Origin of the sequence: Micromonospora sp. NPDC005298, assembly GCF_040607375.1 — a bacterium.
In the GTDB taxonomy this organism is placed as follows: Bacteria; Actinomycetota; Actinomycetes; order Mycobacteriales; family Micromonosporaceae; genus Micromonospora.
The window spans coordinates 1-12720 of the sequence record NZ_JBEXGP010000009.1 but is presented as its reverse complement, the minus strand read 5'-3'; the positions used below and the strand labels follow the sequence as shown (position 1 = coordinate 12720).

At 70.8% G+C, this 12720-nt stretch carries 10 protein-coding genes; 8 read left to right on the top strand and 2 right to left on the bottom strand.

Going from position 1 to position 12720, the window contains the following annotated elements:
• The first annotated feature begins 102 nt into the window (after nt 1-102).
• The 8 genes from ABZS77_RS16055 to ABZS77_RS16020 all read left to right on the top strand — a co-directional run bounded on the left by ABZS77_RS16055 (nt 103) and on the right by ABZS77_RS16020 (nt 10423).
• Entirely contained in the window at nt 103-912 is an 810-nt protein-coding gene (locus tag ABZS77_RS16055; protein ID WP_354823137.1) for a metal-dependent hydrolase, read from the top strand.
• Nucleotides 909-1817 (top strand): amidohydrolase family protein, encoded by a 909-nt coding sequence (locus ABZS77_RS16050; RefSeq protein ID WP_354823135.1) that lies wholly within the window; start codon nt 909-911, stop codon nt 1815-1817. Before ABZS77_RS16055 ends, ABZS77_RS16050 begins: the two co-directional genes overlap by 4 nt.
• 638 nt (nt 1818-2455) lie before the next feature.
• Entirely contained in the window at nt 2456-3487 is a 1032-nt protein-coding gene (locus ABZS77_RS16045; RefSeq protein ID WP_354823332.1) for a LacI family DNA-binding transcriptional regulator, read from the top strand.
• 78 nt (nt 3488-3565) lie between these two features.
• Nucleotides 3566-4870 (top strand): extracellular solute-binding protein, encoded by a 1305-nt coding sequence (locus ABZS77_RS16040; RefSeq protein ID WP_354823133.1) that lies wholly within the window; start codon nt 3566-3568, stop codon nt 4868-4870.
• A gap of 67 nt (nt 4871-4937) precedes the next feature.
• Nucleotides 4938-5906, top strand: a complete 969-nt coding sequence (locus ABZS77_RS16035; protein WP_354823131.1) for a sugar ABC transporter permease — start codon at nt 4938-4940, stop codon at nt 5904-5906.
• A gap of 10 nt (nt 5907-5916) precedes the next feature.
• Nucleotides 5917-6789, top strand: coding sequence for a carbohydrate ABC transporter permease (locus ABZS77_RS16030; protein WP_354823129.1), 873 nt, complete (start codon nt 5917-5919; stop codon nt 6787-6789).
• On the top strand, nt 6786-9017 hold the full coding sequence (gene yicI, locus ABZS77_RS16025) for an alpha-xylosidase (RefSeq protein WP_354823127.1): 2232 nt from the start codon (nt 6786-6788) through the stop codon (nt 9015-9017). Before ABZS77_RS16030 ends, yicI begins: the two co-directional genes overlap by 4 nt.
• Nucleotides 9014-10423, top strand: coding sequence for a GH1 family beta-glucosidase (locus tag ABZS77_RS16020; protein ID WP_354823125.1), 1410 nt, complete (start codon nt 9014-9016; stop codon nt 10421-10423). Before yicI ends, ABZS77_RS16020 begins: the two co-directional genes overlap by 4 nt.
• Before the next feature lie 119 nt (nt 10424-10542).
• Here the strand turns inward: ABZS77_RS16020 and ABZS77_RS16015 are convergent, their stop codons facing one another.
• Both ABZS77_RS16015 and ABZS77_RS16010 read right to left on the bottom strand, forming a co-directional pair.
• Nucleotides 10543-11136 (bottom strand): NTP transferase domain-containing protein, encoded by a 594-nt coding sequence (locus tag ABZS77_RS16015; RefSeq protein WP_354823330.1) that lies wholly within the window; start codon nt 11134-11136, stop codon nt 10543-10545.
• A gap of 217 nt (nt 11137-11353) precedes the next feature.
• Nucleotides 11354-12720: bifunctional 3'-5' exonuclease/DNA polymerase (locus tag ABZS77_RS16010; RefSeq protein WP_354823123.1), on the bottom strand; the 1367-nt coding region annotated here is incomplete at its 5' end.

Here is a 12720-nt window from a genome sequence, read left to right as displayed (position 1 = left end):
ACCGTCCCCTGTGGACCGTCCGGGTGATGCCCCTGCGGCGCCGACGCTGACTACAGTGGCGTAGTTTTGGGCGCTCAAGATCCCTGGGGAGGGTGAGCCGAGATGATGGGACCGTCGCACGCGCTGTCCGGCGCGGCGGTGTGGCTGGCCGGGTCCTGGGCACTGGACCAGTTCGCCGACTACCACCAGTCGCCTCTCGCGTTGGCGGTGGGCACCGCGGTGTGCGCCGGTGGCGCCCTCTTTCCCGACCTCGACATGTCGGGCAAGGTGACCCGCAACCAGGGTGGCGCGACCGTGGCCCGCACCTTCGGGGTCTTCTCGCTCTTCGCCGCCGAGGTGATGGAGAAGGTCTCCCTCGGGGTCTACTACGCCACCAAGCTCAGCAAGGACCCGCGCCGCAACAACGGGCACCGGACCTTGACCCACACCCTGCCGTTCACGGTCCTCGTCGGGTGGGGCACCACCGCGCTGTGCGCCGCGTACGGCAAGTGGGCGGTGATCACCATCCTGTTCTTCATGTTCGGCCTGGCCCTGCGCGGGCTGTTCGACGAGTGGGCCGAGCGGGCCGGCTGGGTGATCATCACCCTCGCGTCGGCGGGGGCGGCCTGGTTCACCTTCGCGAACCTGCCCGGCGGGCGGGGCTACCCCCTGATCGGCACCGCCCTGGGGGTGGGCTGCTTCGTGCACATCCTCGGCGACATGATCACGCGAGCCGGTGTGCCGATCCTGTGGCCCATCCCCATCAAACGACGCATGTGGACGATGATCGGCCTGCCGAACAGCATCGCCCTGCGTACCGGCAGCAAGGCCGAGGTGGTTGTGCTGCGTGCCGTCCTGACCGTCGTGGCGGGGCTCGCCACGGCCGGCCTGATCGCGCCGTCGGTGCTGCAACGGTTCAACATCGAGATATGACCGGACCGGCGACGCAGTCCCCACCCGAGGCCGACCAGCGGGTGCCGGACATCTGGCGGACACTGGGCCTGCCAGGGCTCGCCGACGTGCACGTGCACTTCCTGCCGCCGCGTCTGCTGCGCCGCGTGTGGGCGTACTTCGACGCGGCCGGCCCCCTGGTCGGCACCGAATGGCCGATCCGCTACCGGTGGAGCGACACCGAGCGGGTCGCGCACCTGCGCCGGCTCGGAGTGCGGGCGTTCAGCGCCCTGGCGTACGCCCACCGGCCGGGCTTGGCGGCGGACCTCAACCGCTGGACGCTGGACTTCGCCCGGGACACCCCGGGCTGCCTGCCCTCGGCCACGTTCTTCCCCGAGCCGGACGTCGTCGGGTACGTCGAGGCGGCACTCGCCGACGGCGCCCGGCTGTTCAAGGTGCACCTGCAGGTGGGTGGATTCGCGCCGACGGATCCGTCGCTGGACCCGGTCTGGGGGATGCTTGCCGACGCGGCGGTGCCGGTGGTGGTGCACGCCGGGCACGCCCCGGTCGGGACCACGCACACCGGGCCGGAGCCGTTCGCGGCCCTGCTCGCCCGGCACCCCCGCCTGAGCGCCGTGGTGGCCCACCTCGGGGCACCGGACTACCGGGCGTTCCTCGACCTGGCCGAGACGTACGAACGGGTCCGGCTGGACACGACCATGGCGTTCACCCCGTTCTTCGACCAGTTCGTTCCGTTCCCCACCGCCGAACTGCCCCGGCTACGCGACCTGGGCCTCGCCGGCAAGGTGCTGCTGGGCAGCGACTTCCCCAACATCCCCTACCCGTACGCGGACCAACTGACCGGCCTGACCCGGCTCGACCTCGGCGACGACTGGCTGCGGGCGCTCTGCTGGGACAGCGCCGCCGCCCTGTTCGGCCTCTCCTGACGTCGCTGCCGCTCCGATCCACGGGCCTGGCCACCCCCCTGGCGCGGGTCACCCGCAGGCTCGCGCTGGATCAACGCCCGCGCGCCCCCGTCCGGGCTGTCACCTCAAACGACGTCCGCACACGCCCCACACCGCCCCTCGTGCCTCGCGCCTCGCCCTCGCGCCCGCATCGCGCAACACCCCGAACTGCGGACACCCCACATCGCACACCATCCAAGATCACACTCGATCCTGGATGTAGTGGCCTCGCGCGCTTCGGAAGCCACTAAATCCAGGATCGAGCACGATCTTGAACGGGCCGGGGGACGCACGAGCGCAGGCAGGGCACCCAAATGGGGCAAAGCGCACGGACAGCGGCACGCACTTGCGCACGCGCCCTTGCGCACGGGCGCGCACGTGCATGCGCACGGCGCGCACGGGCCGGGCACGCCGACGGGTCGGGCACACCACGGGGCCGGGCAGGCGCACGAGCCGGGCACGCGCACGGGCATTCGGGCGGGCGGACGTCTTTTCGACATCGGCTATTGACGTCCCCGTAACAGGTGGCCTAGCGTCCTGTCGAACCGCTTCGTCGAAACGCTTCGACGCCGTTTCGGGAGCGGTCCCACGCCTGACTGGAGGAGGTGCGCGTGGCCACCATGCACGACGTCGCCCGCCTCGCCCGGGTCTCGGTCAGCACCGTGTCGTACGTGCTGACCGGCGCCCGCCCGATCTCCCAGGCCACCCGGGACAAGGTGCTCGCCGCCATGGCGGAGCTCCACTACCAGCCGAACGCGATGGCCCGTGGCCTGGCGAGCCGGCGCAGCCGGATTCTGGGCCTGCTGATGCCGATGGACGAGCGGGGGCTCGGCGCGACCGAGACCGCCTTCGTCACCGGCGCCGCCGCGGCGGCGAGCGCCGCCGGTTACCACCTGGTGCTCTCCCCGGTCGGTGGCGGTGACCTCGACGACCTGCGCCGGCTGGCCACCCAGCGGATGCTCGACGGTGTCGTGCTGATGGAGGTGCAGCTCGCCGACGAGCGGGTCACCGTGCTCCAGGAGGCGGAGGTGCCGCTGGTCCTGATCGGGCGCACCGGCGACACCAGCGAGCTCTCGTACGTCGACATCGACTTCGAGCAGACCGTGCGGGAGGCGGTCGCGCACCTGGTCGGCCTGGGGCATCGACGGATCGTCTACGTCAACCATTCGGCCGCGACGCTGGCCACCGGCTACGGTCCCGCGCTGCGTACCCGGGACGCTTTCGTCTCGGCGATGGCCGACCACGGCCTGGAGCCGGTGATGATCGCCGCCGAGGACAGCGCCGCGGGCGGGCGGGCCGCGCTGGCTGCCGCGTTCGCGCAGGCCCCGGAGCTGACCGCCGTGCTGGCCATGAACGAGACAGCGATCTTCGGCATTCTCGGCGAGTTGACGGGCCGTGGGCTGTCGGTGCCCGACGACGTCTCGCTCGTCTCGATGGTCACGTCGCCGCAGGTCGCGGAGCTGGCCACTCCGGCGCTGACGGCGATGACGTCCCCCGGTTCGGCGCTGGGGCGGATCGCGATCGAGGCGCTGCTGCGCCACCTGGACGGCCCGGGCGGCGCGCGCCATCAGCAACTGCTGCCGTGTGCGCTGGAGATCCGGGGTTCGACCGCCGCACCACGGACCCGCCAGCTCATGGGGGCCGACAAGTGAAAACAGCCCGCCGCCGCGCTGCAACGCGACGACGGGCCTCATCGAGGTACCGCTAGATACTCAACGAGGAGGATAGCAATGCAGCGATTCCGCCGGATCGTCGCCGCGATCGCCCTGGCGGCGACCGCGACGACCGCCGTGGCCGCGTGCGGCGGTGGTGACAGCGAGGACGACAGCGGGGCCAAGACCCTCAAGCTCTGGCACTACGAGAGCGAGAACAGCGCCATGGGGGTCGGCTGGAACCGGGCCATCGAGATCTTCAAGGCGGAGCACCCGGGCGTCGAGGTGCGCTTCGAGCGCAAGGCGTTCGAGCAGATCCAGCAGAACGCCGGCATGATCATCAACTCGTCCGAGGGCCCGGACATCATGGAGTACAACAAGGGCAACGCCACCGCCGGCCTGCTGTCCTCCCAGGGCCTGCTCACCGATCTGAGCGCCGAGGCCGACAAGCGCGGCTGGGCCGGCAAGCTCAGCCCCAGCCTGCAGACCACCGCCCGGTACAGCGACAAGGGCGTCATGGGTTCGGGCAACTGGTTCGGTGTGCCGAACTACGGCGAGTACGTCACGGTCTACTACAACAAGGACCTGTTCGAGCGCAACGGCGTCAAGGTGCCGACGAGCATGGCGGAGATGACCGCCGCGATGGACACGTTCGTCGGCAAGGGCGTCACCCCGCTGGGCATGGCCGGCGCCGAGTACCCGGCCGGGCAGCTCTTCTACCAGCTGGCCCTGTCCAAGGCCGACCGGCAGTTCGTCGACAACTACCAGCTCTACAAGAACCCGGTCGACTTCAAGGCCGACCCGCTCAAGTACGGCGCGGACACCTTCGCCGACTGGGTGAGGAAGGGCTACGTCGCCAAGGACTCGGCGAGCCTCAAGGCCGAGGACATGGGCACCGCGTTCATCGCCGGCAAGACGCCGATGATCGTCTCGGGCAGTTGGTGGTACGGCCGGTTCAAGGCCGAGATGAAGGCCAACTGGGACACGTTCCTCTTCCCGGGCAACAACCTGCACGCCGGCTCGTCGGGCAACATCTGGGTGGTCCCGGCGAACAGCAAGGCCAAGAGCCTGGCGTACGACTTCATCGACATCACCCTGCGTCCGGAGATCCAGGACCTGATCGGCAACAACGGTGGTGTTCCGGTGGCCGGTGACCCCGCGAAGATCACCGACCCGAAGGACCGCAAGCTGATCGAGGACTTCAACACGGTCAGCAAGCAGGACGGCCTGGCCTTCTACCCGGACTGGCCGGTGCCCGGCTACTACGACGTGCTGGTCAGCGGCTTCCAGGGCCTGATCAACGGGTCCAAGGCCCCGGACCAGGTGCTCGACACGATCGCCAAGCCGTACGCCGACGGCGTCAAGGAGATCACCGGCAAGTGAGACGGCGAGCGGCGGGCGTGACCGGTACGACCGGCACGCCCGCCCGCCCCGCCGGGAAGGATCTTCCATGGCAGTCTCCGAGACCGTCGCCGCCACACCCGCGGCGGCGAACCCCACCCCGCCCGTACCCCGCCGCCGGCCGCGCGGCCGCGACGCGGCGTACTGGCTCTACCTGCTCCCCGGAGCGGTGCTGTTCGTCCTGGTCATCGGCGCGCCGCTGGTCGGCACCGGTTACCTGTCGTTGACCAAGTGGTCGGGGATCGGCGACCCGACGTTCGTGGGCCTGGACAACTACCAGCAGTTGCTGCACGACGACGTGTTCTGGGCGTCGTTCCGCAACACAGTCGCGATGATCGTCGCGATGGTCGTGGTGCCCACGGTGCTCGGGCTGCTGCTCGCCGCCGTGCTCTTCGACGTCATCGGCCGCCGATTCAGGCCGCGCACGGCCGCCGCGCTGCGTGCCGCGTTCTACCTCCCGCAGGTGCTGCCCGTCGTGGTGGCCGGCATCGTCTGGGGTTGGATCCTGCGCCCCGACGGCGCGTTCAACAGCCTGCTCGACGCGGTCGGTCTGGGTGCGCTGCGCCACGACTGGCTCGGCGACCCGGGCACCGCGCTGCCGGCCGTGATGGCGGTGATGATCTGGGTGCAGATCGGCTACCCGGTGGTCGTCTTCATGGCGGCGTTGCAGCGGGTCGACCCCGAGCTGTACGAGGCGGCCGAGGTCGACGGCGCGAACTGGCTGCACCGGTTCCGGGCCATCACGCTGCCGCAGATCCGGCCGGAGACCTTCGTGGTGGCCCTGACCTGCACCATCGCGGCGCTGAAGGTGTTCGGGCCGATCTTCGCCCTGACCCGGGGCGGCCCGGACAACGCGACAAACGTGCCGTCCTACTTCGCCTACTACACGTTCTTCAAGAAGCTCCAGGTCGGCTACGGCTCCGCGATCTCCACCGTGCTCACGGTGATCATCGTCGTGGTTGCCGTGCTCTTCATCTGGATGCAGGCCCGCAGCGAGCGCCGCGACCGGGGGTTGTGAGATGGCCGTCATGATCACCAAAGCCCCGGCGCCGGCCCGTCGGCCCGTCCGCGACCGGCACCGCCGTGGCGCGAGCCGCTGGGTGGTGCTCGCCCTGGTCACCGTCGGCGCGCTCGTCATGCTGGTGCCGTTCGCGTTCATGCTGCTCAACGCGTTCAAGTCGCCAGGTGACTACTCGTCGGGCGGGCCGCTGAGCTGGCCGACCGAGTTCTACACCAGGGGTCTGCGCACGTACTGGACCACCGTGAACTTCCCGCTCAAGCTGTGGAACTCGACGCTCATCGCCGGGTCCGTGGCGGTGCTCGGCGTGGCCGTCTCCCTGCTCAACGCGTACGCGCTGGGCATCGGACGGGTCCGTGGCCGGCTCTGGATCGTCGGGCTGTTCCTGCTGGCCAACATGCTGCCGCAGGAGGCGCTGATCTACCCGCTGTACTACGTGGCGAAGGAGATCGGCCTCTACAACACCCAACTCTCGGTGATCATCATCTTCACCGTGATCCAGAGCGCGTTCGGCACGTACCTGCTGGCCTCGGTCATGGGGACGTTCCCGCGCTCGCTGCTGGAGGCCGCCGCGCTCGACGGCGCCGGCAAGTGGACGGTGCTGTGGCGGGTGGTCTTCCCCAACCTGCGACCCACCCTCGCCGTCCTGCTCATCTTCTTCTTCATCTGGACCTGGAACGAGTTCCTCATCCCGCTGGTCATGCTCATCGACAACCAGACGCAGACCATCCCGGTCGCGCTCGCGTCGTTGCAGGGTGACCGCCTGATGGACGCTCCGACCACGAACGCCGGCTCGCTGATCAGCCTGGTGCCGGCCGTCCTCTTCTTCCTCATCTTCCAGCGCACCCTCGCGCGCGGCATCACGGCAGGAGCCGAGAAGTGAAGTTCACCGACGGGTACTGGCAACTGCGCCCCGGTGTCAGTGTCCTGCGACCCGGCGCCGTCGAGTCGATCGAGCCGGACGAGCGCGGGTTCACCGTCTTCGCGCCGACCGGTCGGATCACCGGACGCGGCGACACCCTCAACCGGCCCGTCGTCACCGTCCGGTTCTTCACCCCCGCCCCCGGCGTCGTCGGCGTCACCATCGCCCACCACACCGGCGGGCTGCCCCGCGAGCCGCACTTCGGGTTGACGACCGGCGACGCGCACCCGGTCACCGTCGACATCACCGGTCTCAGCGCGACGTTGACCACCGGTGACCTCACCGCCCGGGTCGCGCTCGTCGACGGCTGGCGGGTCGAGTTCCTGCACGGCGACCGGCTCATCACCGCGTCCACCGAGCGCAGCGTCGGCGTCGTCACCGACGCCGAGGGCCGGCGGCACGTCCACGAGCGGCTCGCGCTCGGCGTCGGCGAGACGGTGTACGGGCTGGGCGAGCGCTTCGGCCCGTTCGTCAAGAACGGCCAGACCGTCGACATCTGGAACGCCGACGGCGGCACGGCCAGTGAGCAGGCGTACAAGAACGTGCCGTTCTACCTCAGCAGCGCCGGATACGGGGTGTTCGTCGACCACCCGGAGCACGTGTCGTTCGAGGTCGGCTCGGAGGTCGTCGCCCAGACCCAGTTCAGCGTCGAGGGCCAGACCCTCACCTACTACGTCATCGACGGGCCCACCCCGAAGGACGTGCTGCGTCGCTACACGGCGCTGACCGGCCGGCCCGCCCGGGTGCCCGCCTGGTCGTACGGACTGTGGCTGTCCACGTCGTTCACCACCTCGTACGACGAGAAGACGGTGACCGAGTTCGTCGACGGGATGGCCGAGCGCGGGCTGCCGCTGTCGGTGTTCCACTTCGACTGCTTCTGGATGCGCCAGTTCCACTGGGTGGACTTCGTCTGGGATCCGGCGACCTTCCCCGACCCGGAGGGGATGCTGCGCCGGCTGCACGAACGCGACCTCAAGGTGTGCGTCTGGATCAACCCGTACATCGCCCAGCGGTCCTACCTGTTCGAGGAGGGCCGCGAGGCCGGCTACCTGGTCCGCAACCCCGACGGTTCGGTCTGGCAGTGGGACAGGTGGCAGGCCGGCATGGCGCTCGTCGACTTCACCAACCCGGACGCGGTGCGCTGGTTCACCGGCAAGCTCAAGGCGCTGCTGGACATGGGCGTCGACTGTTTCAAGACCGACTTCGGCGAGCGCATCCCGACCGACGTGGTGTGGCACGACGGCTCGGACCCGCAGCGGATGCACAACTACTACTCGTACCTCTACAACAAGGCGGTCTTCGACCTGCTGGAGACCGAACGGGGCGAGGGCGAGGCGGTGCTGTTCGCCCGCTCGGCCACCGCCGGCGGGCAGCAGTTCCCGGTGCACTGGGGCGGCGACTGCGAGTCGACGTTCGTCGCCATGGCCGAGTCGCTGCGGGGCGGGCTGTCCCTGGCGGCGTCCGGTTTCGGCTACTGGAGCCACGACATCGGCGGTTTCGAGGGCACCCCCGACCCGGCCGTGTTCAAGCGGTGGGTCGCGTTCGGGCTGCTCTCCTCGCATTCGCGGCTGCACGGCTCCGGCTCGTACCGGGTGCCGTGGGAGTTCGACGACGAGGCCGTCGACGTGCTGCGGCAGTTCACCCGGCTCAAGCTCAGCCTGATGCCGTACCTCGCCGCCGCCGCACAGGAGGCGCACCGCGACGGTACGCCGATGATGCGACCAATGATCGTGGAGTTCCCGGACGACCCGGCCACGGCGTACCTGGACCGGCAGTACATGCTCGGCTCCGACGTGCTGGTCGCGCCGGTGCTCAGCGCCGACGGGGAGGTCACCTTCTACGTGCCCGCCGGCACCTGGACGCACCTGACCACCGGCGCGCAGCTCACCGGACCGGCGTGGGTGACCGAGAAACACGGGTACGACAGCCTGCCGGTGCTCGCCCGCCCCGGTGCGGTCATCCCGTTCGGCTCCCGCACCGACCGACCGGACTACGAGTGGGCCGACGACGTACGGCTGCGGCTCTACGCACCGGCACGAGGGCAGCGGACCCGGGTACGGGTACCGTCACCCGGGCACGGTCCGGGCGCCGAGTTCGAGGTGCGCTACGACGGCGTCACGGCCAGCGCCGAACTGGTCGCCGGGACCTCGACGGGCTACATCTGCGAGATCCAGGGGACGGAACGATGACGCAACACCACTTCCCGGAGAGCTTCCTGTGGGGGTCGGCGACCGCCGCTTACCAGATCGAGGGCGCCGCGACCGAGGACGGCCGTGGCCCATCCATCTGGGACACCTACAGCCACACACCGGGGCGGACCCTGAACGGCGACACCGGCGACGTGGCCGCCGACCACTACCACCGGTGGCAGCAGGACCTGGACCACATCGCCGAGCTGGGTCTGGGCGCGTACCGGTTCTCCGTCTCCTGGCCCCGGGTGCAGCCGGGCGGGTCGGGCCGGTTCAACCAGGCCGGCATCGACTTCTACTCCCGCCTCGTGGACGGGCTGCTGGAGCGGGGCGTCCGCCCGGTCGCCACCATGTACCACTGGGACCTGCCGCAGGAGTTGGAGGACGCGGGCGGCTGGGCGTCCCGGGACACGGCGCTGCGCTTCCGGGAGTACGCGGCCGGCATCGTCGGCGCGCTGGGCGACCGGGTGCACACCTGGACCACGCTCAACGAGCCCTGGTGCTCCGCGTACCTGGGCTACGCCTCCGGCGTACACGCGCCGGGCCGGACCGAACCGGCGGCGGCCCTGGCCGCGGTGCACCACCTCAACCTCGCCCACGGCCTGGCCGGGCGGGTGGTGCGGGAGATGGCGCCGGCCGCCGAGCTGTCGGTGACGCTGAACCTGCACGTCATCCGGCCCGCGTCGGACTCCGAGGCCGACCGTGACGCGGTACGGCGGATCGACGCCCTGGCCAACCGGGCGTTCCTCGGCCCGATGCTGGACGGGGAGTACCCGGCCGACCTGCTCGCCGACACCGCCTCGGTGACCGACTGGTCGTTCGTCCGCGAGGGCGACGAGAAGGTGATCGCGGTGCCGCTGGACGTGCTCGGGGTGAACTACTACTCCAGCACCCTCGTCCGCGCCTGGGACGGGGTGTCGGCCCGCTCCGACGCCGACGGGCACGGCGCCTCCGCGTCGACGCCGTGGGTGGCCGCCGAGCACGTCGACTTCCTGCCGCAGCCCGGCCCGTACACGGCGATGGGGTGGAACATCGACCCGCCGGCGCTGACCGAGCTGCTGCTGCGCCTGCGCCACGAGTACCCGAGCCAGCCGATGATGATCACCGAGAACGGCGCGGCCTTCGACGACGTGGTGTCGGCCGACGGCCGGATCCACGACGACCGGCGGATCGACTACCTGCGCCGGCACATCGGCGCGATGGCCGACGCCCGGGCGCAGGGCGCGGACGTCCGTGGCTACTTCGTCTGGTCGCTGCTGGACAACTTCGAGTGGGGCTACGGCTACGACCGCCGCTTCGGGATCATCCGCGTCGACTACGACACCCAGGTCCGCACCTGGAAGGACAGCGCCCACTGGTACCAGCACCTAGCCGCCACCGGCGAGCTGGACAACCCCACGGAGTAACCCCGGCCGGGCAGCCCGCAAGGCTGCCCGGCCCCGCCACCCCTCACGCGATCGTGCACTTTCTGCGCCGACATACGGGGCATTCCACGCGGATCGGCGACAGCAAGATCGGCGCGGTGTCAGACCCCGACGCGTTGGGGTGGGACGGTCAGGCCGTACAGGGCCATCAACTCGGGGGTGTCGACGCGGCTGCCGTCGGCCACCGAGTCGCAGGCGATGTCGACGATCTGGTCCTTGTGCGCCAGCAGGTACGGGCGGGCGCCCACGTCGGCGCTGGCCAGCGTGGCGATGCCGGGCCAGTGCCGACGGCCGAACAGCATCGGGTAGCCGCGCAGCCCGTCGTAGGTGGCGCAGACCAGCACGTCCGGGTACGGCAGCGCGGCGACCCGGCGGACCGCCGCGGCGGTCAGACCCGGCATGTCGACAGGTACCACCACCACCGCCTCGATCCCCTCGTCGTCCATGGCGGCCAGGCCGGCCCGGATGGACGAACCGACCCCGGTGCCCCACGCCTTGTTGATCACAACGGTGGCCTTGCCCAGGTCGGCGGTTTCCCGGACCTGATCGGCGGCGGCCCCCAGCACGACCACGATCTGCTCGCAGCCCGCCTCGGTCATCGTGTCGATCATCTGGTTGACCAGGGGCTTCTCCCCCTGGTGCAGCAGGGCCTCGGGACCACCGATCCGTCGTCCCCCGCCTGCGGCGATGATCATTGCTGCGATCCGGTTCAGCTGCGCCCCCTCCAGCACGGAACCGACCGTGACCGGTCGGCCCCTCCTACGGACACTGCAACGAGGACGGCGGCTCGCGGGTGGCGGGGCGAAAAGGAGAAATAGTGCAACCGTTACGCATCGGAGCCCGGACCGCGACCTGCGCCGGCGGTCAGGACGACCCCGGCCACGGCATCGCGGGACGCTGGCGGACGACGGGTCAGGCCGCGTCGGCGTAACAGTCGACGATCGACAGATCCAGCGGAAAACGCACAGGTGTGGCACCGAACAGCAGCGCCGACGCCCGCTCCCCCGCCCGACCGACCGCTTCGGCGACGTCGGCGGCCTCCCCCGCCGGGGCGTGCACGATCACCTCGTCGTGCTGGAAGAAGACCAGCTCGGCGGCGCTGCCGGCCAACTCCGCGCGCAGTGTCGCCAGCAACGTCGACGCCCACTCCGCGGCGGTGGCCTGGATGACGAAGTTGCGGGTGAACCGCCCTCTCGACCGGGCGGCCCGCGCCCGGGGCCCGCGCGGATCGGCCGCCGCGTCCGGGTCGAGTGGCGCGTCGTCGGGGTCACCGAACCCGACCGCGCCCGGCGGGCACGTACGCCCCAGCCAGGACCGCACCAACCCACCCGCCTCACCGGTACGTGCCGCCGCCTCGACGAAGCCGAACGCGGTCGGATAGCTGCGCTTCAACACCGCCAACGCGGGCACCGCCTCCCCGCCGGTCTGCCCGTACATCGCGCCGAGCAGTGCCACCTTGGCCCGCGCCCGGTCACCACCGAAGGAGTCCCGGGCGAGCGCGGCGTACAGATCGCCGGCACCGCCCGCCGCCGCCAGTCGGGCGTCGCCGGAGACCGCCGCCAACACGCGCGGCTCCAACTGGCCGGCGTCGGCGACCACCAGCCGCCAGCCCGGGTCGGCCACCACCGCCCGGCGGATCACCTTCGGAATCTGCAACGCACCGCCACCACGGGTCGCCCAACGGCCGGAGACCACCCCGCCCGGCACGTACTCCGGCTGGAACCGCCCGTCGCGCACCCACTGCTCGCGCCAGGACCAGCCGTGCGCCGTCCAGATCCGGTACAGCTCCTTGTATTCGAGCACCAGCGGCACCGCCGGGTGATCCACCCCGCGCAGCACCCAGGCCCTTGTGTTGGGCAGCTCCACGCCGACCCGGGCGAACGCCTTCAACAGCTCCGCCGGAGAGTCGGCGTGCAACCGGCGCACACCGAACGCGTCGGCGATCCGGGACGCCAGCTCGGCCAGCCGGCGCGGCGGCCCACCCACCGGAGACGGCTCACCCAGCAGCTCGGCGAGGATCGCGTCGTGCACCTCGGCCCGCCAGGGCAGCCCGGCGACACCCATCTCCGCCGCGATCAACGCACCGGCCGACTCGGCGGCCACCAGCAGCCGGAACCGACCCGGGTGCTCGGTCGCGGCGACCCGGGAGAGCTGGTCGGCGTACACCTGGGTCAGTGCCTCGATGCCCGGGCCCGGCGGGCCGGGCAGGGTGTCGAAGAGCTCGTCCACACCAGTGACACGGACCATCCACGACTGGGCACCTGGTGGGAGCTGCCGGG

Bases quoted from the DNA above. Each gene is read 5' to 3' on its own strand.
- ABZS77_RS16040 (WP_354823133.1), top strand. From the start codon at position 3,566: ATGCAGCGATTCCGCCGGATCGTCGCCGCGATCGCCCTGGCGGCGACC.
- ABZS77_RS16030 (WP_354823129.1), top strand. From the start codon at position 5,917: ATGATCACCAAAGCCCCGGCGCCGGCCCGTCGGCCCGTCCGCGACCGG.
- ABZS77_RS16045 (WP_354823332.1), top strand. From the start codon at position 2,456: ATGCACGACGTCGCCCGCCTCGCCCGGGTCTCGGTCAGCACCGTGTCG.
- ABZS77_RS16020 (WP_354823125.1), top strand. From the start codon at position 9,014: ATGACGCAACACCACTTCCCGGAGAGCTTCCTGTGGGGGTCGGCGACC.
- ABZS77_RS16055 (WP_354823137.1), top strand. From the start codon at position 103: ATGATGGGACCGTCGCACGCGCTGTCCGGCGCGGCGGTGTGGCTGGCC.
- ABZS77_RS16050 (WP_354823135.1), top strand. From the start codon at position 909: ATGACCGGACCGGCGACGCAGTCCCCACCCGAGGCCGACCAGCGGGTG.
- ABZS77_RS16035 (WP_354823131.1), top strand. From the start codon at position 4,938: ATGGCAGTCTCCGAGACCGTCGCCGCCACACCCGCGGCGGCGAACCCC.
- ABZS77_RS16015 (WP_354823330.1), bottom strand. From the start codon at position 11,136: ATGATCATCGCCGCAGGCGGGGGACGACGGATCGGTGGTCCCGAGGCC.